19 protein-coding genes and 1 tRNA gene are annotated in these 22981 nt (G+C 43.0%); 4 read left to right on the top strand and 16 right to left on the bottom strand.

Going from position 1 to position 22981, the window contains the following annotated elements:
• Window positions 1–454: 454 nt before the first annotated feature.
• From H8Z82_RS05275 to H8Z82_RS05265, 3 genes are all read right to left on the bottom strand, one after another.
• Window positions 455–661, bottom strand: a complete 207-nt coding sequence (locus H8Z82_RS05275) for a helix-turn-helix domain-containing protein (protein WP_005341250.1) — start codon at window positions 659–661, stop codon at window positions 455–457.
• A gap of 136 nt (window positions 662–797) precedes the next feature.
• Window positions 798–1019 carry a single-stranded DNA-binding protein gene (locus H8Z82_RS18035; RefSeq protein ID WP_330607858.1) on the bottom strand — a complete coding sequence of 74 codons (222 nt, stop codon included), beginning with the start codon at window positions 1017–1019 and terminating at the stop codon, window positions 798–800.
• 251 nt (window positions 1020–1270) lie between these two features.
• On the bottom strand, window positions 1271–1948 hold the full coding sequence (locus H8Z82_RS05265) for a DUF4317 family protein (protein ID WP_186994494.1): 678 nt from the start codon (window positions 1946–1948) through the stop codon (window positions 1271–1273).
• A 279-nt stretch (window positions 1949–2227) separates the two neighbouring features.
• Between H8Z82_RS05265 and H8Z82_RS05260 the strand changes: the two genes are divergently transcribed.
• Entirely contained in the window at window positions 2228–2905 is a 678-nt protein-coding gene (locus tag H8Z82_RS05260; protein ID WP_186994493.1) for a restriction endonuclease, read from the top strand.
• A 128-nt stretch (window positions 2906–3033) separates the two neighbouring features.
• Here the strand turns inward: H8Z82_RS05260 and ppdK are convergent, their stop codons facing one another.
• Together ppdK and H8Z82_RS05250 are read right to left on the bottom strand one after the other, a co-directional pair.
• On the bottom strand, window positions 3034–5664 hold the full coding sequence (gene ppdK / locus H8Z82_RS05255) for a pyruvate, phosphate dikinase (RefSeq protein ID WP_019161972.1): 2631 nt from the start codon (window positions 5662–5664) through the stop codon (window positions 3034–3036).
• A gap of 165 nt (window positions 5665–5829) precedes the next feature.
• Complete coding sequence (locus H8Z82_RS05250; protein ID WP_186994492.1) at window positions 5830–7092, bottom strand: 6-phosphofructokinase; 1263 nt, start codon at window positions 7090–7092, stop codon at window positions 5830–5832.
• A gap of 326 nt (window positions 7093–7418) precedes the next feature.
• On the opposite strand from H8Z82_RS05250, the gene H8Z82_RS05245 reads away from it, so the two are divergent.
• Window positions 7419–8297, top strand: a complete 879-nt coding sequence (locus H8Z82_RS05245) for an aldose 1-epimerase family protein (protein ID WP_186994491.1) — start codon at window positions 7419–7421, stop codon at window positions 8295–8297.
• Window positions 8298–8417: 120 nt separating this feature from the next.
• A complete protein-coding gene (locus tag H8Z82_RS05240; protein ID WP_186994490.1) occupies window positions 8418–9290 on the top strand; it encodes a homocysteine S-methyltransferase family protein in 873 nt (290 codons plus the stop codon).
• Between the two features lie 123 nt (window positions 9291–9413).
• On the opposite strand, the gene H8Z82_RS05235 is transcribed toward H8Z82_RS05240, so the two are convergent.
• Genes H8Z82_RS05235 through H8Z82_RS05190 form a run of 10 tightly spaced genes read right to left on the bottom strand, consistent with a single transcriptional unit; the run spans window position 9414 to window position 21949 of the window.
• A complete protein-coding gene (locus H8Z82_RS05235) occupies window positions 9414–10553 on the bottom strand; it encodes a DUF362 domain-containing protein (RefSeq protein ID WP_186994489.1) in 1140 nt (379 codons plus the stop codon).
• A 7-nt stretch (window positions 10554–10560) separates the two neighbouring features.
• Window positions 10561–12189, bottom strand: coding sequence for a phosphoenolpyruvate--protein phosphotransferase (gene ptsP, locus H8Z82_RS05230; RefSeq protein WP_186994488.1), 1629 nt, complete (start codon window positions 12187–12189; stop codon window positions 10561–10563).
• 11 nt (window positions 12190–12200) lie between these two features.
• Window positions 12201–13235 carry a polyamine ABC transporter substrate-binding protein gene (locus H8Z82_RS05225; RefSeq protein ID WP_186994487.1) on the bottom strand — a complete coding sequence of 345 codons (1035 nt, stop codon included), beginning with the start codon at window positions 13233–13235 and terminating at the stop codon, window positions 12201–12203.
• Window positions 13236–13259: 24 nt separating this feature from the next.
• Window positions 13260–15104, bottom strand: a complete 1845-nt coding sequence (locus tag H8Z82_RS05220) for an extracellular solute-binding protein (protein ID WP_186994486.1) — start codon at window positions 15102–15104, stop codon at window positions 13260–13262.
• A 13-nt stretch (window positions 15105–15117) separates the two neighbouring features.
• Window positions 15118–15933 (bottom strand): ABC transporter permease, encoded by an 816-nt coding sequence (locus tag H8Z82_RS05215; protein ID WP_186994485.1) that lies wholly within the window; start codon window positions 15931–15933, stop codon window positions 15118–15120.
• A complete protein-coding gene (gene potA / locus H8Z82_RS05210; protein WP_019161981.1) occupies window positions 15933–16976 on the bottom strand; it encodes a spermidine/putrescine ABC transporter ATP-binding protein in 1044 nt (347 codons plus the stop codon). The genes H8Z82_RS05215 and potA overlap by 1 nt, the downstream gene beginning before the upstream one ends.
• Window positions 16977–17007: 31 nt before the next feature.
• The gene (locus H8Z82_RS05205) at window positions 17008–17784 is read right to left on the bottom strand and encodes an ABC transporter permease (RefSeq protein ID WP_019161982.1); all 777 of its coding nucleotides are present in this window, start codon (window positions 17782–17784) and stop codon (window positions 17008–17010) included.
• Window positions 17781–18635: an ABC transporter permease gene (locus tag H8Z82_RS05200; protein WP_186994484.1), complete on the bottom strand. Its 855-nt coding sequence runs from the start codon at window positions 18633–18635 to the stop codon at window positions 17781–17783. Before H8Z82_RS05200 ends, H8Z82_RS05205 begins: the two co-directional genes overlap by 4 nt.
• Window positions 18628–19722, bottom strand: a complete 1095-nt coding sequence (locus H8Z82_RS05195; protein ID WP_186994483.1) for an ABC transporter ATP-binding protein — start codon at window positions 19720–19722, stop codon at window positions 18628–18630. The genes H8Z82_RS05200 and H8Z82_RS05195 overlap by 8 nt, the downstream gene beginning before the upstream one ends.
• 28 nt (window positions 19723–19750) lie before the next feature.
• Window positions 19751–21949 carry a glycoside hydrolase family 36 protein gene (locus tag H8Z82_RS05190; RefSeq protein ID WP_186994482.1) on the bottom strand — a complete coding sequence of 733 codons (2199 nt, stop codon included), beginning with the start codon at window positions 21947–21949 and terminating at the stop codon, window positions 19751–19753.
• 271 nt (window positions 21950–22220) lie between these two features.
• On the opposite strand from H8Z82_RS05190, the gene H8Z82_RS05185 reads away from it, so the two are divergent.
• Entirely contained in the window at window positions 22221–22703 is a 483-nt protein-coding gene (locus tag H8Z82_RS05185; RefSeq protein ID WP_173683234.1) for a DUF2284 domain-containing protein, read from the top strand.
• 158 nt (window positions 22704–22861) lie between these two features.
• Here the strand turns inward: H8Z82_RS05185 and H8Z82_RS05180 are convergent.
• Window positions 22862–22934 (bottom strand) — tRNA-Thr (locus H8Z82_RS05180).
• Window positions 22935–22981 lie beyond the last annotated feature (47 nt).

The following is a 22981-nucleotide window of genomic DNA, read 5'->3' as shown; positions in this document are numbered from 1 at the left end:
ATTAATACTAATTTCTCCCATCTGAAATACGATGTATTCAGATGGCTTATTAAAGTTACCCATTTTTACAATTCAAAAAAATTTCAAAATTCTCTTGACTGTTTATAGTTTGTCACCTCTTGTAACTTTCGATTTCACGCTTTCTTTCACCCCATATGTTTGTATCTGAGGTATTCAGTCACAAACTTCGGGGATAGGCACCTGTGCCGCAAGGGGAAACAGCCCCTTGTACGAAATCTCTGATTTCGCTGTATTTCCCATTTTGAGATTTTTCAAAACTGGGAATGGCACCGCAGGTCGCACGATACAGGCAGATGAAATTGCCTGTATAGAAGTGCGCTCTTAGCTTTGCTAAGAGAATTATGCCGTATCCGGCATGTTATCTTTTTTCAATTTCTTTTTTCGACTTCTGAAGCATTCTGCCAGGTTTAATAATTTGACATATCTGCTCCTGTTATTCATCATCTGTAAATTCCATCATCTCATCAACAGTGCAGTCCAGCTTCTTGCATATCTTCTCAATCGTCTCCATTGATACATACTGGTTTTTTCCCATCCGGGCAAGAATATTACCACTGATCCCGGTGAGGTACTGCATCTCTATCCGCTTCATATTTTTATCTATGAGCATTTTCCACAATCTGTTATAACTTACGCCCATAAGCTACCTCCGTATTTCTCATTCAGATATATTTTGATTATATCACGCTTTTGTTAGGTTGAATACCTGTAATTTTTGATATCTTCTGTAAAATGGAAAAGAGGATGCCCCGGCAAAGAGCAGCCTCTCCAACCATTTACTCTGAATTAATTAAATGGAATCTCACCATCTGGTGCTTCCATGAATCCATCCTTATCTGTTTTGGATGTTTCCTACGAATCCGCTCCTGTTCACCGTCACGTTTATATCTTCTGTTTACCGCCAGTGTGTATCTTGCCACTGCCATGTCATTGTCTTTCCCGGCATATTTGATCTCCGGATTCTTTGTCAGTCTTCCCATTAAAATCACTTTATTCATTTCCTGTTGGTTTATCTTTATAACTGCCGATTTTTCGCAGGCTAAATACACATTTAAAAAGAGCTTTTAAGGTTTATGGAAAAACTCTATCCGGTCTTTTAACAAAACAAGCATAACTTTCAGTTACCGAGCAATTCACTCATCATGCAATTCAATTTAGTCATTTATGCACAAAATGACTAAATTGAATTGCGTATGGTGTAATTAAGATTTATCTATCGCACTCTTCATAAATGATTACCTTGTTCAGATTATTGCCCTATTATCCTGTTCAGAAATCCTTCGTCCGGATGCTCCGGAATTTCAAAAAATACATCTATTTTTCCAGGTTCTGCGGAACGTTCTTCAAAGGCAGGGAAAATGAAACCGCATTTCGGAGTTCCGGCATTGTAGTCTTTATCTACCGGAGCCACCACACAGATCAGGAAACTGTATATTTCTTCTGACTCCCACTGTTCGCTGTGATCTGAGCCTTTCTTGGGGATATCATATATTCCGTGATAAATATAAATGCCAAACTCCTGTCCCTGCAGACAGTTTGTTCTATTTGATGAATCTCTCGTACTGCTGATTCCCCCTGCAAGCTGTTCACAGAGAGTCTGAACCAGAAGATCATCTTTTAATCCGTATTGCGATAATGCCATTAGTAGTTTATGGATGCTGTCATATGCCATATCTCCTTCAGGGAATTTATAACACTTTAACTGTTCATTTGTTTTTGAAAAAGGAATGGTTTTCGCAAGATCCAGATTTACCTGCTGATCATGTTTGCTCATATTTTTGAAGCTTACATTGAAGGTATTATCTATGTATCCCTCGTCATCTATATATGCTCCTGCTGCACGCACAAAGCAGTTTCTGGATAATGTCATCCTGCGGGTTAATTCCAGCATATTATTTCGGTTAATCTTTGTATCTTTTTTATTCATCAAAATGGTTCATCCTCTCCAAAAAGCTTTTCTTTTATGGCCAGTATACCATACTTCTGTCCCAATTCCCATCTGTCATACAGATAAAAATAGAATAAACACTTGTTCTTTTCTTTCCAACATGCTATTCTTAACTCTGCTTAAGTACTTCAAGCGGATATTCGCAACCCTTGCAGGGGACTTACTTGATTCGGTTAAGTTGGCATATTACAATATCTTTACCGCTTATTTTAAGTATAATGCACTTAAGATTCTATACAACATACAGGAGACCAGTACATGGATGGATATGAGTTCGAGTATCAGTGTGCAAAAATATTAAGACAGAAACATTTTTCAAAAATAGAAGTAACCAGAAGCTCCGGAGATCAGGGTGTGGATATTATTGCTTTTAAGCATAGAAAGAAATATGGGATTCAATGCAAATATTATACATACCCGGTGGGAAACAAGGCAGTGCAGGAAGCCTATGCAGGTGCCAATTTTTATGACTGTGATAAGGCTATGGTAATGACAAATACAACCTTTACACGGTCTGCTACCCAGCTTGCAGAGAAGCTGGAAGTAGAATTATGGCCCAACTGCCCTACTACTCCTTTTTATGGTTTATTGTTTAAAATCATGGGATTATTAAATGCAGCTCTTTTTCTTTATGCAATGCTGACTCTCCTTGCTTCGAAACCTGGATTTGATCTGATTCATCTTCCGGTTGTTCTGGATGCCATAACACTGATGGTTATCCTTACAGCCTCTGCCCTGGGTATCTTCGGCTGGCGTTTCTCTCTGTGTAATCTGATCACTGCCGGAGCATATTTTTATCTTGCAGTTCAGATGTTTCTTCTGCCTGCATATGCAAAAACAGGCAGCTTCACCTATACACAGCTGCTTTCCCTGATTCCCACCTGTGTGTATCTGCTGCATGCAGGATGGTTAAAACTACAGATACGTAAGTCTTAAATAAAAGAATACTACTGTGTAATGTAACAAAAAAGACCCTGAAGAATTGTATTTCTACAATTCTCCAAGGTCTGATTTTACGTTTGGACACTTTCATGCCTGTGCATGAATCTATATTTTTATGCTAATTATGCATTCTTCTCAGCGATAGCTGCCTGTGCTGCTGCAAGACGAGCGATCGGTACACGGAATGGTGAGCAGGATACATAGTTAAGACCAATCTTGTGGCAGAATTCTACAGAAGACGGATCTCCACCATGCTCGCCGCAGATACCTACGTGAAGGTTCGGGTTAACCGGTTTGCCGAGTTCGATAGCCATCTTCATCAGCTTGCCAACGCCAACCTGATCCAGTTTTGCAAATGGATCGTTCTCGAAGATCTTAGCGTCATAGTATGCGTTGAGGAATTTACCTGCATCATCACGGGAGAAGCCGTATGTCATCTGAGTAAGGTCGTTTGTACCGAAGCAGAAGAAGTCTGCCTCTTTAGCGATCTCATCAGCTGTAAGAGCTGCTCTCGGGATCTCGATCATTGTACCAACTTCATACTGAAGGTCAGAACCAGCGGCTTTGATCTCAGCATCAGCTGTCTCAACTACGAATTTCTTAACATATTTAAGCTCTTTTACATCGCCAACAAGTGGGATCATGATTTCCGGTTTGATTGTCCAGTCCGGATGAGCTTTCTTAACTTCGATTGCTGCGCGGATAACTGCTGTTGTCTGCATCTTAGCGATTTCAGGATATGTTACAGCAAGACGGCATCCACGATGTCCCATCATCGGGTTGAACTCATGAAGAGAAGCGATGATAGTCTTGATCTGCTCTACAGTTTTGCCCTGAGCATCTGCGAGTTTCTTGATGTCAGCTTCATCTGTAGGAACGAACTCATGAAGAGGCGGATCCAGGAAACGGATAGTAACAGGGTTACCTTCCAGAGCTTCAAAGAGACCTTTGAAGTCATCCTGCTGATATGGAAGAACTTTTTCAAGTGCTTTCTCTCTCTCTTCTGCTGTTTCAGAGCAGATCATTTCACGGAATGCATCGATACGTCCCTCACCGAAGAACATATGCTCTGTACGGCAAAGACCGATACCTTCTGCACCAAGCTCTACAGCTTTCTTAGCATCTGCAGGAGTATCTGCGTTTGTACGAACTTTCATTGTTCTGTACTTGTCAGCCCATGCCATGATGCGTCCGAACTCACCAGCGATAGTAGCGTCTACTGTCGGGATGATTCCGTCATAGATGTTACCTGTTGTACCATCGATAGAGATGAAATCTCCTTCGTGGAATTCTTTACCAGCAAGTGTGAATTTCTTGTTTTCTTCGTCCATAGCGATATCACCGCATCCGGATACACAGCACTCACCCATACCACGGGCAACAACTGCTGCGTGAGATGTCATACCACCACGAACTGTCAGGATACCCTGAGCAGATTTCATACCTGTGATGTCTTCAGGAGATGTCTCAAGACGTACAAGTACGACTTTCTCTCCTCTTTCAGCCCATTCAACAGCGTCATCAGCTGTGAATACGATCTTACCGCAAGCAGCTCCAGGAGAAGCGCCAAGGCCTTTACCCATTGGTGTAGCAGCTTTCAGAGCAGCAGCATCAAACTGTGGGTGAAGAAGAGTATCAAGGTTACGTGGGTCGATCATAGCTACAGCTTCTTCTTCTGTTCTCATTCCCTCATCAACAAGGTCACAAGCGATCTTTAAAGCAGCCTGAGCTGTTCTCTTACCATTACGTGTCTGAAGCATATACAGTTTACCATGCTCTACAGTAAACTCCATATCCTGCATATCTCTGTAGTGTTTTTCAAGTGTTTCGCAAACCTGTTTGAACTGTACGAATGCTTCCGGGAATTTCTGTTCCATTTCGGAGATGTGCATAGGTGTACGAACACCGGCAACAACGTCTTCACCCTGAGCATTTGTAAGGAATTCACCAAACAGACCGTTAGCTCCTGTAGCAGGGTCACGTGTGAAGGCAACACCTGTACCACAGTCATCACCCATGTTACCAAATGCCATCATCTGTACGTTAACTGCAGTACCCCAGGAATATGGGATATCGTTGTCACGACGATATACATTTGCACGTGGGTTGTCCCATGAACGGAATACGGCTTTGATAGCACCCATTAACTGTTCCTTAGGATCAGTTGGGAAATCAGCACCGATTTTTGCTTTATATTCAGCTTTGAACTGTTCTGCTAACTCATGAAGGTCTTCTGCTGTAAGTTCAACGTCCAGCTTAACACCTCTGTCAGCTTTCATCTTATCGATAAGTTCTTCGAAATATTTCTTTCCGACTTCCATAACTACGTCAGAGTACATCTGGATGAATCTTCTGTAGCAGTCCCATGCCCAACGAGCATTGCCGGATTTTTCAGCAAGTACGTTAACAACGTCTTCGTTTAAACCAAGGTTCAGGATAGTATCCATCATACCTGGCATAGAAGCTCTCGCACCAGAACGAACGGAAACAAGCAGAGGATTTTCTTTGTCACCGAATTTCTTTCCGGTAACTCCTTCCATTTTGGTGATTGCTTCCATGATCTGAGCCATGATCTCATCATTGATCTGTCTTCCGTCTTCATAGTACTGTGTACAAGCTTCAGTTGTGATTGTGAAGCCCTGCGGTACAGGAAGACCAAGGTTTGTCATTTCAGCAAGGTTAGCACCTTTACCACCCAGAAGGTTTCTCATAGTAGCGTTACCTTCTGTAAACATGTAAACCCATTTTGCCATTTTACATTTTCCTCCTAATTATTGTTCTTAAACACATAAAAATTGTTTTTTATACGCACATAGTTATTCTATAGAGTTTATCTCATTTCGTCAAGGTTATTCTGTCAAAATCCGTCTTTTTTTTTATTTTTATGTATCAAAAAGGCTTTCTCTTTTTTTCCTGTCCTATTTTCTGCTGCCTCTGGTTTTCTTAATATTCAAAACCAGGTGTCTCGGCAGACCATTTACCATGATTGGCTGATAGTCTCCCTGGATCAGTGGTTTGATATAATCCACAAAATCTTTGGTCACATTGGTAGCATCTTTATTCATCCATTCTCTCGGAACCAGCTTTTCCTCATTGGCAATACGGTGTACATCATAAATACCGGTAGCTGCCATATAAGGATCATCAGACACACGGTCAATAACAACCATCTTGCCGGTATCTCCTTCATCAGCAGCCTTCACTGCAGCACCGCCTACCATGAAAGCTTCATCAATATCTACTCTGGATGCCATATGAGATGCACTTCTCTGCAGGGTAGAAAGCTCCACTGCTCTTGTCTTGCAGCCACATTCTGCTGCCAGGAAATTAGCCAGGTAAGTGGCAGTTCCCTGAAGCTGTTTATGTCCAAAGGCATCCACATAATCTCCCACGCTTCCAAGCTCACATACATATCTTCCGTCTGCCAGCTTGATTCCCTCGGAAACTGCGATTACAATAGATGCTTTTTTATTCAAAAGTTCTTTTACCTTTACCAGGAATTTGTCAACATCAAAAGGAACTTCCGGCAGATAGATCAGATCCGGTCCGTCACAATCCTCGGATTTTGCCAGTGCTGTGGCACCTGTAAGCCATCCGGCATTACGTCCCATAATTTCCATGATCGTGATCATATTTTTCTTATAGGTAAGTCCCAGTGCATCGCGGATCACTTCTTTTGTGGATGCGCCGATATATTTGGCAGCACTTCCGAATCCGGGTGTATGGTCTGTCAGCGCCAAATCATTGTCGATTGTTTTCGGAACACCCAGGAATTTCTGGGTCTGCCCTGTAAGGATTGCATAGTCGGACAGCTTTTTGATGGTATCCATGGAATCATTTCCGCCGATATAGATAAATGCGTAAATATCCAGTTTATTCAAAATTTCAAAGATTTTCTCATAGATTGCTTTATCTTCATGAATCTCAGGAAGTTTGTAGCGGCAGGAGCCTAAGAATGCAGATGGTGTACGCTTCAGAAGCTCAATATCCAGTTCTGAATGTATCTGTGTGGAAAGATCAATATATTGTTCATCCAGAAGTCCCTGGATTCCGTGAAGCATGCCATATACTTTATCAAATCCACGCTCAATAGCATTTTTATATACTCCTGCAAGACTTGAATTGATAACTGCTGTAGGACCTCCGGATTGTCCAACAATGATATTTCTTTTTTTCGCCATAATAATGACCTCCTGTTCTTTCGCCCCATTTCCGATGGTATTTTTGACGGTATGGGCTAGTGCATTTTGGTAGATTGTAACAAATATATTCGTTTTCGTCAATATATTCTATCATTTTATACATATTTCGTAATTCGTTCCACATTATTTATCAGCAATAAGCACTGTAAGTTTCTACATTTTTCAGCATTATTTTTGTAAATTTTATAATTCCGGCAGATTCTGTTTGTGCTTCCTGTTTTCCTGTGCTATACTTTTTTGTAGAATTGTGAGGTCAGCAAATCGCGGAGCAATTCGTGGATATCAAATTAAGGAGGATTTAAGAAATGATTCATTCCATAGAAAATGATTATCTGAAAATATCTGTAGACGACCATGGTGCCGAGCTCTGCAGTATCTATGATAAGATACACGACAGAGAAGTGCTCTGGCAGGCAGACCCGGCTTACTGGAATCGCCACGCACCGATTCTTTTCCCTAATGTGGGACGTTTTTATAAAGACCACTACCGCATTAACGACAGGGAATATCCTGCAAAGCAGCATGGATTTGCCAGAGACAGCGAATTCACCTGCCTGGATATGACAGCAGATTCCATCACCCATGTACTGAAGGCTTCCGATGCCACCATGGAAATTTATCCTTTTGATTTCGAATTAAAGGTTAAACATGTACTGGACAAAAATCAGGTCTGCGTCTGCTGGGAAGTAACCAGCCACAGCGAGGAGCCCATGTACTTTACCATCGGCGGACATCCTGCTTTCAATGTACCGGCAGAAGGTATCGGTTCCAAGGAAGAGTATCATCTTACCTTTGACGGTCAGGATTCCCTTTCTTATCTCCTGGTATCTGACGATGCATCAGGAACTGCTGCTGCAGACAAGCTTTACACACTGGAACTGGATCACGGCACCTGCCTCATTGATGCACATATGTTTGACAAGGATGCTCTTATCTTTGATGAGCAGGTAGAAAAAGCCGGCTTTGCTTTCCCGGACGGTTCTCCTTATTTGGAACTGACCTGTCACGGATTTCCAAGCTTCGGCATCTGGTCTGTACCCGGTTCTTCCTTTGTGTGTCTGGAGCCATGGATCGGACGCTGTGATGACTCTGGATTTACCGGTGACCTGTCTGAGAAAAAATATATCAACGTCCTGAATAAAGATGAAATTTTCAATGCATCTTACGAAATAAAAATTTATTAATTTTTCTTCATTTACACCCAAACCTGTGCTATAATGTCAAAATGATATTTACAATTGTAAAGCTTTAGCGCAACAGAATAATTGACAGATATCAAACCGACAACACAGGAGGAAATTCCCATGACAAAAGAAGAATTTCAGAAACTGACACAGAATGTTGTACTGCTGGACGGAGCTACCGGTTCTAACCTTATGGCTGCCGGAATGCCGCGGGGAATCTGCACAGAGGCATGGATCATGGATCACAAAGAAATTCTGCAAAATCTGCAGAAGGCTTATGTGGAAGCAGGAAGTCAGATCGTATACGCGCCTACTTTCGGCGGAAACCGTTACAGTCTTGGGCTTCACGGACTTCAGGATAAGCTTGCGGAAATGAATCATGCACTTGTAAATATTTCCAGAGAAGCAGTAGGACATCAGGTTTATGTTGCAGGTGATATTACCACTACAGGCAAGATGATGGAACCTGCCGGTGACCTTACCTATGAGATGGCCTACGAAGCATACTGTGAACAGATCCAGGTTCTTGAAGATGCAGGTGTTGATCTGATCGCTGCGGAAACTATGATCAATATTGAAGAAACACTGGCTGCACTGGATGCTGCCGCATCTGTAAGTTCTCTTCCTGTAATGTGTACAATGACCGTAGAAGCTGACGGAAGCATTTTTAGCGGAGGAAATGCTGTGGAGGCTGCGATTTCCCTTGAGGGTGCAGGCGCTGCTGCAGTTGGTATCAACTGTTCTGTAGGTCCTGACCAGCTGGTATCCGTTGTCCGCAATATCAAAGAGAACGTATCTATTCCTGTCATCGCCAAGCCCAACGCAGGTATGCCTGTAATTGACGACCAGGGCAACGCTGTTTACAGCATGAATGCACAGAATTTCGCAGAACATATGAAAGTTCTGATTGAAAATGGTGCATCTGTGATCGGAGGATGCTGCGGCACCACTCCGGATTTTATCCGTGAAATAAGTAAAATTCTCAGAAGATGATTCTTTGCAGCCAGGCAGGTAAACAGTAATATATCTACACCTGGACAAATAATTTTTACTGCAAAAAAGCACATGACTTCAGAAGAAAAAAATCTTCTGTCATGTGCTTTTTATTTATCAAATCTATTTCACTTTTATTGCCTTCTTCGGGCACATCTCCTGGCAGCAGAAACACCGGATACATTTTTTGTAATCGTACACAGGCGCTTTATTTTTTCCATTCCGGAAATCTACTGCCTTTCCCGGAACCGGACAGCTCTGGACACAGATTCCACAGCGGACACACTTATCCGGTTCTATATAAGGCTTCTTCTGAAAAATATTTAAAGCTCCTGCCATTCTTGTCCAGATATTCTTGCGTACCTCTGTGCGGTCAACATGAAATTTACCATTTCCGTATCTCTCCACAGCCTCTGCCATGGAAATTTCTCCGTCTGGAGTTACCAGTGTAATCTCCTCTTCTTTCCAGGTTCCCAGCCCCATCTTTTCGCCATGATAATTGGTAGGTACCAATTCCGGTTTCAGATGAACCAGCCTGGCAAAAACACTGTCCAAAGCCACTGGATCTGTAGACATTAATATTACATTCATGGAAACAGGATCACCGGATCCCGGTCCGTTTCCTTCCATGGCCACAATTCCATCCATCACATACAGCTTCGGTGCTACACACCGGTTCAGGTCGATCAGCATTCTTGCAAAGCTGTCGGCACTTGGATACTGGGTGTGTCCTTTGGCTTTATGAAGACCATAGACAAAGCCATAGCTGTTTTTCACAGCCCCGGTAATCCTTTCAAGTGCATGAGTTTTCATTTTGCTCAGGGAAATCACACAATCCTGCTCCAGCAGTTCCTTTGGCAAAATAAATTCCTTTGCCTGGATTCCCTGAGGATAATCCACCTTGATTCCCTCTGTATAATCAATGGCCGGAATCTGATATTTTTCCAGATAAGTATCCATTCCGGTTCCACAGATCACTGATTTTGTGGTTCCATGTCCACAGGAGTCCGCAAGTACAATATTTTTGTATCCCTTTTCCCTGAGTATCCTGGCAAATGCCCCTACCACCACCGGATGTGTGATCACTGCCTTCTCCACTTCCGCCTTTTTCAGCAGATTAGGCTTCAGCAGGATTTTTTTATTCATAGGAATCAAGGACTCTATCCCGTCCACAAGAGAAAGCCCTTCCTTCAAAAGCACATATATTTTCTCTTCGTCATATTCTGCGCAGGGAAGAAGCACTACCTTACTTTTTTTAATCATTTCGCCGCTATCTCCTCATATCCGATAAGTCCACCTGGCGCAGGGCCCTGCGAACCGGCAGAATACATGCAGGCACTACAGAGAGACAGTCCACTCCCATTTTCAGGAATTCCTCTGTAAGGGCAGTGTCTGCCGCCAGCTCTCCGCAGATACATACTCGTTTGTTCTCCGCATGTCCTGCATCGATCACCATTTTTATCATCCGCAGAACTGCCGGATGATGATCATTATATTTCTTGCGAAGCAGGGGATTCTGTCTGTCCATAGCCAGGGTATACTGGCTGAGGTCATTGGTTCCCAGACTGAGAAAATCAACTCTCCTGGCCAGCTCTCTGCTGATCATTACTGCTGCCGGAGTCTCGATCATAATTCCCGTTCGGATATTTTTATAGGGAATTCCTCTCTCATCCAGCCCATTGGTAACCTCTTCGATCATAGCCTCGATCTCATCCATCTCTTCCTCAGAGCTGATCATGGGAAACATAATAGCCAGATTTCCATATGCACTTGCCCTGAAAATAGCCCGCAGCTGAGCCTTGAACATTTTTTTACGGTCCAGGCAGAGCCGGATTCCTCTGTTACCCATGATGGGATTGGTCTCATCCGGAATATTCAGATATGCAGCCTGCTTATCTGCACCCAGATCCGCAGTACGGATCACTGCCAGTCGGTTGCCCATAGTCTCTGCAATCTTTTTATATGCATGAAACAGCTCGTTCTCTCTGGGATAATTCTCCCTGCCCAGATACTGAAATTCACTTCGTAAAAGTCCAATTCCCGCTGCTCCGTAATACAATACACTGTTCAGGTCATCCATATTTCCGATATTGGCATATATTTCAACCCTCTTACCATCTCTGGTAAGATCCGGTTTTTCCCTGAGCTTAAGAAGCTCCTCTCTTTCCTCCAGATCTGCCTGCCTGCGGATTTCATATTCCTTCTTGATTTCTTCGTCAGGATGAATATACAGGGAGCCTGTATAACCGTCCACGATTGCCAGCTGTCCGTCCCACTCCGTATCTGTATCAATTTCCACCAGAGCCGGAATATTCATGGTTTTTGCAAGAATGGCAGCGTGGGAGATATCGGAACCATGATGAGTTACAATGGCCAGTATTTTCTCCTTATCCATCTCCATCAGTTCTGTAGGGGTAATACTTTCTGTTACAACGATCACCGGTTTCTCCCCCAGATCGATCCTGGGAGAAATCCCTCCCAGAATCCCGATAAGCCGTTCTGAGATCTCCCTGATATTGTCCAGCCTCTCTTTGATCGCCGGTTCTTCCAGATTGCGGAAGGTAGATATGATCTCATCTCTGGTAGTCATCACGGCATAGGCAGCATTTACCTTTTCATTCTGAATAATACTTTCAATTGCCCGCTGGAAGCTTTTTCCCTCCAGCAGGTTCTTTTGCTTCAGAAAAACCTCTGCCTGAGCTTCCTGCATAGAGCAGTTTTTCTCATATAATTCCTTCAGCTGGTCAATGACTCTGGTACGGGACTGCCGAAAAAGCTCCAGTTCTGCTTTTATATCTGTAATTTCATACTGCCGTATCTGATATTCACTTTTGTGATAATAAAGTATCTTACCTATGGCAATTCCGGAAAAAGCCACAGTGCCTTTGTAAATATCCATTTTTTCTCTCCTTAGTCGCAGGCAGCCTTAAATTCTGTCCAGTTTTTCTGATACTGTTCATCTGCTTCCTGACTTACATTTTGGATAATCTCGCCTTTCTCCACGTTGTCCGGTACTACCAAATCCGGATTCACCAGTTCATCTGCAGCCTTATTGGTATTATAAAAGCCTATGTAATCCATACACTTGGCTGCAACCTCAGGCTCCATAATATAATCCATAAAGGAATAAGCTGCCTCCTTATCCGGTGCCTGGCTGGGGATAAACATTCCCATAATTCCAAATCCAAGCCCTTCCTCAGGATAAACCACCTTCAGATCCGGATTCTCAGCCAGAGCAGCCGTTACCTGGGAAGTATACAGAAATGCCACACTTGCCTCACCGTTGAGCAAAGCATTCTGCGTGTTATCATCCTGGATCAGACGCACATTGGGGGCCAGCTCAAGAAGCTTTTCCCCAGTCTTTTTGATGGTGTCAACATCCTCCTCATTCATGCTCTCTCCCATGGAAAGCTGAGTGATACCATTGATTACACGATAGTTAGCTGTCAGCGCAATACTGTCCTCCAAAGAAGGATCCCACAGATCACTATAACCTTTAATCTCTATATCTACCTGATCTGGATCATAGACAATCAACGGAATTCCCGCACCATAGGGAACTGTATATTCATCATCCGGATCATAAAACTGTCCCTGATATAAGGAATTAATATTTCCGATATTTTCCAGTGATTTTTTATCAAGCTTTTCTGCAAGTCCCTCTTTAATAGCTGTTTCCAGTATATAGTCATCGGCGATCACAATATCATAATCGCCCCCTTTTGCCATAGCAAGCTTCTCAAGCATGGTTTCATCTGTATCAAAATTGGAATAGATTACCTTCACGCCTGTCTCTTTTTCAAAATCATCCAGAACTTCCTGGGGAAACATTCCCTCCCAGGTAAAAAGAACAATCTCCTTGTCATCTCCCGCACTTTTAAATCCTGTCAATGTACTTCCTGTCACTAATGCGCACAAAAGAACCGCCAGTATTCTTTTCTTCATGTCAATCTCCTTTCAGATTTATGATCACTTTGCTTTTACCTTGGTCCACAGCTCTGCAAATATTTGCTTAATCTTTGGCTTCTGGTACGCAAATATCTCATTTTTCGGACTACTGATGTCAGGAATATAAGAACTAACCCCTGCATAAGTTCCATCTTTCATCTCTTCATAAGCACTCTTTACAGTAGAAGTATACCCTACTTCCTCAGTATTGGAAAGAGCAGATTCATCGTTGATCATAAAATTAATAAATTCATGAGCCAGATCTACCTCACTGCAGTCTTTGGTAATTACCATTGCATCATACCAGATATTGGTTCCCTGATCCGGTGTGAAATAATCCAGATTTGGATTTTCACTGATGATATAAGAAGCATCTCCCGAATAAACTACAGCCAGGGCTTTATTTCCTGAAATCATATTGTCGATCACATCATCCCCTGCATAAATAGGATCCATGGTATCTCTCTGATTGATCAGCCACTGATAGGCTTCCTGGATTTCCTCCATATTTGTAGTATTCATGGAATATCCCAGAGCCTTCAGAGCAATCATAAAGGAATCTCTCTCTGAATCATACATGTAAAGATTTCCCTTGTATTTCGGATTACAGAGAAGGTTCCAGCCATCCTTCAGATCCTGTGGGTCCACCACTGTTTTATCATAAAGGATTCCCACAGTTCCCCAGAAATAGGGGCAGGAATACCGGTTGCCCGGATCATAACTCTTATTGGTCACATCCTTCAGCAGATTTTTCCGGTTGGGCAGTTTTTTCCAGTCAAGGGCCTGGAGATACTCTTCTTTGATCAGTCTCTGGATCATATAATCTGAAGGAATAAGCACATCATAGGTCTCACCGCTGGAAAGCTTGGTATACATCATTTCATTGGATTCAAAGGTTTCATATACGATCTGACAGTTATATTCTTTCTCAAATTTCTCCAGCAGAGACAGATCCATATACTCCCCTGCATTATATACCTTGAGAACATGGGCAGAACCGGCCACATATCCCCATTTCACCAGTCCTGCAGTCACTGCCACAATCAGGATCACAGACATGACCCTTACCATTCTGCGGTTCAGTTTTTTCGCTTTTTTCTTGATCAGCGGAACCAGATTGGACAGAAGCAGAACCACAACAATTACCACGATCACAATGGTTGACAGAGCATTGATCGTAGGATTAATTCTCTTCGTCATATTGTATACAACAATGGAGATATTCTTTACTCCGTTTCCGGATACAAAGTAGGAAATTACAAAATCGTCAAAGGACATAGTAAATGCTAACAATGCCCCAGCAAAAATCCCCTCTTTGATCATTGGCACGATTACCTTGGTAAGTGCCTGGAAGGGAGTTGCCCCCAGGTCCATGGCTGCATTAGCCAGGTTTGGATCCAGTGCCCTCACCTTTGGATACACACTGGTGATCACATAAGGGGTACAGAAGGCTATATGTGCCAGAAGCATGGTCAGATATCCCTTTCTGAAGCCCAGAGAGGAAAACAGCAGCATCAGGCTGATGGCTGTCACGATTTCCGGATTCAGAATCGGAATATTATTAATATTTAAAAGTAACTCCTTTACAACCTTTCTGGATTTGGAAAGCCCTATGGCTGTCACAGTTCCCAGGATCGTAGATATAACAGTTGCAATAATCGCTATTGTTACAGATACATAAACGGCCTTGATCACTTCTCCGTTCCCCATCAGTTCCTGATACCAGCGCAGGGAAAAGCCTGTAAACCTGGTCAGAGATTTGGATGAGTTAAAGGAAAAAATCATGGTCACCAGAATCGGCAGATAAAAGAAGGCCAGACACAGTACCACATATAACATTGAGAAAAATTTATGATTACGTTTCATGCTGTCCTCCTTTCTACTCGTCTTTATCCATCTTCTTCATCAAGCTCATAAAGATCAGAATGATCACTGCCAGAATCAGAGAAATCGCACTTCCGAAGTTCCAGTCACCTACAGAGATGAACTGAGACTCGATCAGGTTACCGATCAACATATACTGTCCTCCACCCAGAAGCTTGGGAATTACGAAAGTAGAGATCGACAGCAGAAATACCATCATAATTCCGTTCAGCACACCTGGAATAGATAATTTCCAGATAACCTTTGTAAAGGTCTGAAATTTATTTGCCCCCAGATCAAATGCCGCCTCAATAAGAGATTTATCCATCTTACTTAAAGAAGTATGGATCGGTATGATCATAAAAGGCATAAAGTTGCAGATCAGCCCCACCAGCACAGAGAAATCCGTATACATCATGGTCACCGGAGAAATTCCCAGCAGCTGTAGCAGGCGATTAATAATTCCGTTATCTGAAAGCAGATTCATCCATGCATAGGTACGAAGAAGCATATTGATCCATTCCGGTATGGTCACCAGTAAAATCAGCAGATTCTGAGATTTCTCCGGACATTTGGAGATAATAAATGCCAGCGGATAACCCAGCCCCAGACAGATCAGAGTGGTCAGGATACCCAGCTTAAAGGATTTAAAAATAACACTCATGTAAGTAGCTTCCAGAAATTTCCGGAAATTCTCCAGAGTAAAGGAAAAGGTCAGCACCTCGTTTCCATCCTCTGTAAAGGCATAAAGAGCAATCAGTATCAGCGGGATGACAATGATCACAAAAGCCCATACCAGATAAGGTTTGATCAGGTTTCTGTACTGTTTCATCAGTAACTTCCCATCCTGTACATAACATGGATGTCTTCAGGCCCGAATTTCAGTCCCACTTCCCTTCCGACTTCCGCATAATCTGTAGTGTGAACCATATAGGTTCGAAGCTCTGTTTCGATCAAAATCTCATAATGTACTCCCTTAAAGGTAATATTACGCACGGTTCCTCTGATTTTTGCCTGCTCCGGAGCTACAATATCCAGATCCTCAGGACGGAGCACTACTTCAATCTCCTCGTTATCCTCAAAGCCCTTATCTACACACTCAAATTCAAATCCATCAAACTGTACCAGATAATCCTTTACCATAATACCTTCAATAATATTAGATTCTCCGATAAAACTTGCCACAAACCGGTTCTCCGGTTCATTGTAAATGTCTGTAGGAGTGCCGATCTGCTGGATCTCACCGTTATTCATTACAACAACAGTATCTGACATGGAGAGGGCTTCCTCCTGATCATGGGTAACATAAATAAAGGTAATACCTACCTCCTGCTGGATTTTTTTCAGCTCTACCTGCATCTGTTTTCGGATCTTGGCATCCAGGGCACCCAGGGGCTCATCCAGAAGGAGCACCTTTGGCTCATTGACCAGGGCTCTGGCAATGGCAACACGCTGCTGCTGTCCTCCGGAAAGAAGGGTAACATCTCTTTTTTCAAATCCTTCCAGACCAACCATTTTAAGCATTCGTTCTACTTTCTGACTGATCACAGACTTATCCATTTTTTTCAGGTTCAGACCAAAAGCAATATTTTCCGCCACATTCAGGTGCGGGAAGAGCGCATACTTCTGAAACACTGTATTCACTTCTCTCTTATAGGGAGGAAGCTTGGAAATTTCTATTCCGTTAAAAAGAACTTCACCATCACTTGGTTCTTCAAATCCGGCAATGATTCGCAGTGTAGTAGTTTTACCACAGCCGCTGGGACCAAGAAGGGTCAGGAATTCCTTTTCATAAATATCCAGATTGATGCCTCGCAAAACCTGCTGATCATCAAAATTCTTGGTCAGATTTTTTAACTCAATCAGTTTGTTCATCTTCTTTTCCTTCTTCTAAGTGTAGTATTTTTTATTTATGTTTGTTTTTTGTAATACGAGTATAAATCAAAAAAATGATCAATGTAGCTATCAGCAGCAGAGTACACAATGCATTGATTTCCGGCGTAACTCCGGTTTTCAGCTGGGTGTATACTTTGATTGGCAATGTAGACAGCCTTGGACCATTGATAAAAATACTGATCACCACATCATCCATAGACATGGCAAATGCCAGCAGCGAACCCGAAATCACTGCAGGCATAATAAGAGGCAATGTGATATCCCAAAACGCCCGTCCGGGTCCTGCACCCAAATCTCTGGCAGCTTCCTCCAGAGAAGGATCCATTCCCACCAGTCTGGCCTTAACCTCCATCAGAATATAGGGTACACAGAACACCGTATGTCCGATGAGTAAAGTCAGCATTCCAAAAGGCAGACCCAACAGATAAAAAAAGGCCATCAACACCATACCCAGAATGATCTCCGGGATCATCAACGGTAAAATGGATATATATTCCAGTACTCCCCTGGACTTCCAGCGGATCCTTGACAGGCCTACGGCTCCCAGCGTTCCGATCACTGCACTTACCAGACAGCTCAAACACCCAAGGATCAGACTGTTGACCAAGGCTTCCAGCATGGCATTGTCCTGCAGAAGTTCCTGATACCACTTTAAGGAAAATCCTGTCAGTCTGACCGGAAGCTTGGATTCATTAAAAGAAAAAATAATCACTATAGCAATAGGCAGATACATCAGAAAAAAGATCAGACCCATATAAAATCCGGCAAATTTTGAATTTTTTCTCATCCGATTCCCTCCAGTTTTTTCGCATTTGTCACTTTTCGGTAGATCATGATCATGATCGTAGTCAGAAGCATCATCACTACCGCCAGAGCAGCTGCAAAAGGCCAGTTACTGCCCCTGGTCATCTGATCCTGTATCAGGCTTCCCACCAGCACCACCTTATTTCCTCCCAGAATATCTGCAATAAAAAACAATCCCATGGATGGAATAAAGGTAAGGATCACACCTGACAAAAGTCCGGGCAGTGTCAGCTTCAGGCTTACCGTAAAAAAGGCCTGGAGCCTGGATGCTCCCAGATCTCTGGCAGCCTCCACATAGGACCAGTCCAATTTTTCCGCACTGGAGTACACAGACAGGATCATAAAAGGCAAAAGCACATAAACCATTCCAATTATAACCGCCGGATAACTGTACAAAATCGACAGCGGTTTCTCTATGATTCCCAGCTTCAGCAAAATAAAATTCAAAAGTCCTTTTTTCTGCAGAATGATGATCCACCCATAGAGGCGGATCAGTGAATTTACCCAGAAAGGTACACTTAAGAGAAACTGGGCCTTTCTCTTCCATCTATCTGACATTTTCGCCATAAAATAGCCAAAAGGATATCCGATCAGGACTATAATCACCGTACTGGTCAGCGCCAGCTTCAGGGATTCCACAAAAGTATTCAGATATACCGGTTCCAGAATGTTTCTGTAATTTTCCAGGGTGAACTTCCAGGTAACCCCATAGCCTGCATTTGGTGTGGCAAAGCTAAGGGCAACCATATAGATCAGTGGGCAAATCACAAATACAACCGTAAAAATATACAATGGAAGAACCATCCATACAGAACCGCTTTTCTGCCTATTCATAAGCTTCCTCCCAATCTACAAGCACTGCGTCCTCCGGACGGAAGCTGCAGAAAATCTGCTGTCCCTCTTTGACCTCTGTATTAATACCATATCGGCTGGCAGTGAGTACCGTATGGTCCTGCAGCTGTAAGGTAACCCTGAGCTGCCCGCCGGCAAAGTTTTTTTCCAGAACAGTGGCAGGCAGTCCCTCTGTATCCCTGTCATGTAAGCGGATATTTTCGCTGCGCACAGCCAGTGTCACAAGTTCTCCGGGCAGCAGTTTTGCAGAGTCTTTATCCATTCCGGATCCTGCTGATATTTTCCCACAGCCAAGATCTATCACCATATTTTCATTTTCTGCAGATTCCACAATACCATGAAGAATATTGGCATTTCCCACAAAGGTTGCCACATAACTGGTCTTTGGATGATTATAGATTTCATCCGGTGTACCGATCTGCAGGATTCTGCCCCCATCCATAACCGCAATCCTGTCAGACATATTAATAGCCTCTTCCTGATCATGGGTAATATAGATAAAGGTAATTCCCAGTTTTTTCTGTAAATGCTTTAACTCTGTCTGCATAGCCCGCCGCAGCTGCAGATCCAATGCTCCCAGTGGTTCATCCAGAAGCAGTACCTTTGGATTATTCACCAGAGCTCTGGCAATAGCCACACGCTGCTTCTGTCCTCCGGACAGCTCCGAAGGCTTTCGCTTTTCATACCCTTCCAGCTGAACCAGCTCCAGCATCTGTGCCACTTTCTTTTTGATTTCTGCTTTGGAAACCTTTCGAAGCTTCAGACCATATCCTATATTTTCCGCCACATTCATATGAGGAAAAAGGGCATAATTCTGAAATACTGTATTTACATCCCTTTTATCCGGTTCCAGTTCCGTTACATTCTGACCATTGATCCACACACTTCCGCTGTCTGCCTGTTCCAGTCCTGCAATGATCCGCAGTGTGGTAGTTTTACCGCACCCTGAGGAGCCAAGAAGAGTGACAAATTCTCCCCGGGCAACCGTAAGGCTGATATCATCCAGGACTGCTTCCCCGGGAGAAAAACTCTTTTTTATATTCTTTAATTCCAGCAAAATTTCCGACAAGTAGTATTCTCCTTTCCTATTTGTTCTGTTAGAAACTGATTTCAAAAAGTCTTGCCATAACAGGTTTGTCATAATGAACAGTCAGTATATCTTTGTCAAGTTCAAAGGAAACAGGCTCCTTTTCCGGATATAAGCAGGATACTTTTAAGCCTTTACCTGCAAACGGAAGACTTCCCAACGGAATGGATAAGCTGTCCTCTGTACAGCTGATACCTGCATTCTGATATCTGTCATTATTTTTCCCTTCCATCTGACGTTTCCATACTGCAAGATAAGCTTTCTTTTCCAGCTGTAGTCCACCGCATACCCACAGATCTTCATTATCTGCAATATCCAGAGGCCAGAAAGGCAGTGCCTGCCTGATATCCTGGCGAATCGTCTTATAGCAGGCAATTCCTTCTTTTACCAGCGCAAGACGTTCCTGAGGAAGCTCTGCCAGATGACCGCTCTGATGGATACGGAACAGCATGGCATTGACCATATTATAAATAACCTCTTCTTTGTCTCCCTGACGCATCGGATAGGACCAGATCGCAGCCTGCTCCGGAGTCACTCCAGCCGGAGAATTTGCTGCTATGGTAGCAAAATTGCGGTAATCCTCCTGGTCAGAGGCAGACTGGATACTGTATCTGGAAAGCAGTGCATAATCCATGCGAAGTCCTCCACTGGAGCAGTTTTCAATTACCAGATCCGGGTAGCGTGCAAATACACCATCCAGCCAGTTAAGATATGCTTTTTCATGTTCCAGGAGGCCCTGTCCCACGCTCTCTGCACCAATCTCCGTACCGATTCCAGGCTCTATATTGTAGTCCATTTTAATATATCCTACACCATATTCCTTCACCACACGGTCTATGACTTCATTCACATGTTCTATGACTGCCGGATTTCTAAAGTCCAGCTGATATCTGCTGCGGTCATAGACTCTCTTTCCATGACGCACAAAAAACCAGTCATCCGGTGCTTTTTTTGCCTTCTCACAGTTAATTCCCATAACCTCCAGCTCCAGCCAGACACCGGGAACCATTCCTTTTTTATGGATGTAATCCGTCACTTCTTTGATGCCATTTGGAAAACGATCCCTGCATTCCTTCCATTCACCCACACTGTCCCACCATTCTCCCGGTGCATACCATCCGGCATCGATCACATAGTATTCACAGCCACATGCAGCAGCTGCATCAATAAGCGGGAGCTCCTTTGCAGTGGTGGGATCTCCAAACAGACAATTCATGTAATCGTTAAAGATTACCGGTAAATCCTCATCATCCTTATTCGGTCTGCGGATCATACGGCGATATCTGGTCAGCTCTCCCATTGCATGTTCAAAGCTGTCATCTGCCACACCCACAGCAACCGGCACAGACTCAAAGGCTTCACCGGGTGCAAGGTTTTTGAACCAGTGGGACTGTATCTCCGTAGGTCCGCTGACACATACATAGAAATGGGTATTCTGATCACTGATTTCATAATGCCAGGAACCATTATGTTCAATCTGCCAGAATAAGCTGGTATGAGCTTCTTTATTCTCTACATAGCCTAATGGCAGGTACTTCTTTGTAGACCAATGTCCGGTATTCGTCACCTCCAGAATCTGAGAGGTACGCTGATACACTCCCGGCTGTGTCTGTGCCAGTCCTACATCCCCAAATGTAAATTCCTTAATGCTCATTTCCTTCTGCCATCCATTATAAGGAATGCGTACTCTCATTTTGGCATCTGAATTGCTTTTGCCTTCTTTTTCAATTCCTGTATAACAAAAAGAAGAAAGATATTCCAGACACTGTGTGTCCTCACCTTCATTTATGATTCTGTTCTTCATGCGGACTACAGAAGTCCCTTTATAAAACTGCATTTCTGTTTCCAGGCGAACGTGAGTCACTGCCCTGTCCTCCTGGTAAACAGTGATTTTACGTCCAATCTCATTGACACAGTCATCCATGCCTGCATATGTCAATAAATATCCCGGCGCAGTACAGATATGTTTGTTTCCATGTTTTTCATAGGGCCTGTCATAGCCTGCCAGATTCACCTGCACAAGCTGAAAGGCCTCATCGATCAGCTGATCACGCCTTGCCAGATCCTCTGCTTTACATTCCGGTCCAAATTTACAGATATCCTCTTCACAAAAATCTGCCTTTGAAAAATGAAGCAGCTTAATCTGATTCCTGTCTGTAATTCCAAAAACAATATGAATCCCATTTTCATTTATTTTAATATACTTCATGCTTGATAGTCTTCCTTTTCACTTATTTACTAGTCCCCATATGATGCAATATTATAAACTTCTGACCAAAAAATGTCTATGAAGAATCTATGATTTTGCCGATTTATTTTTTCTTTACAATATATTCCTCTTTTTGTTTTAATCTCTCTGTTTTTATTTATCTCAAAATGTTATAATTCATTGTCAAGTGGATAAAATCATCCGCTTCGCTACTTGATTTGGTTAAAATATTCAAAACCAAACATTCCAACTTAAGAAAGGAGACATTCTTATGGATTTCATAAAAGAAGCACTTTCCATGGGTTTCGCAGATGCAGCGATCATGGATACAAAAGACCTGGTATTTGTACCGGAATACAGACAATTCTGCGAGGACAATCTCTGTGGAAATTATAATCTGGTTCCTGCATGTCCGCCTGCCTGCGGTACTGTAGAAGAAATGCAGGCAAAAGCATTGAAATATGAAAAGGCACTGGTTCTTCAGACTGTTCTGAAAGATCCGATTATGGATCCGGTTCTTTTCAAGCAGGCGAAACATGCACAGAATATTCTTACAGAACAGCTTGCCAGACAGATGCAGGAAGCGGGAAAAGAAGACATCCTGATCATGAGCGCAGGACCGTATAAGAATTGTTCCTGTATGTCCGCATACAGTGTGGATGCACAGAAAATGGCTGATGCAGTAGGTATGGTCTGCTGGGCAGATGATTCAGATGTGAGATTCTTTACACAAATCCTGTTTCATGAAGACTGAGCATGAGTAAAGCGGACATAAGCATCCCCCCTCACCCGCCGCTTAGTGCTCCGCACTTGAAGCGGGGGAATGCTTATCTGCGTTCAAAAAAATACAATTATGTATAAAAAAAGCTCCAAATCCTCACTTCATAAGGATTCAGAGCTATTTAAACGTCAAGCTGAAAATGAGACTTGAACTCACGACCCCTTCATTACGAGTGAAGTGCTCTACCGACTGAGCTATTTCAGCTTATGCTGTCATCCGTCAGAAATTAACAATTCCGACAGCCACAGCAT

The organism is Blautia difficilis (assembly GCF_014297245.1).
In the GTDB taxonomy this organism is placed as follows: Bacteria; Bacillota; Clostridia; order Lachnospirales; family Lachnospiraceae; genus Blautia_A; species Blautia_A difficilis.
The sequence above is the reverse complement of the archived record's forward strand: the minus strand, read 5'-3'. Positions and strand labels throughout refer to the sequence as shown.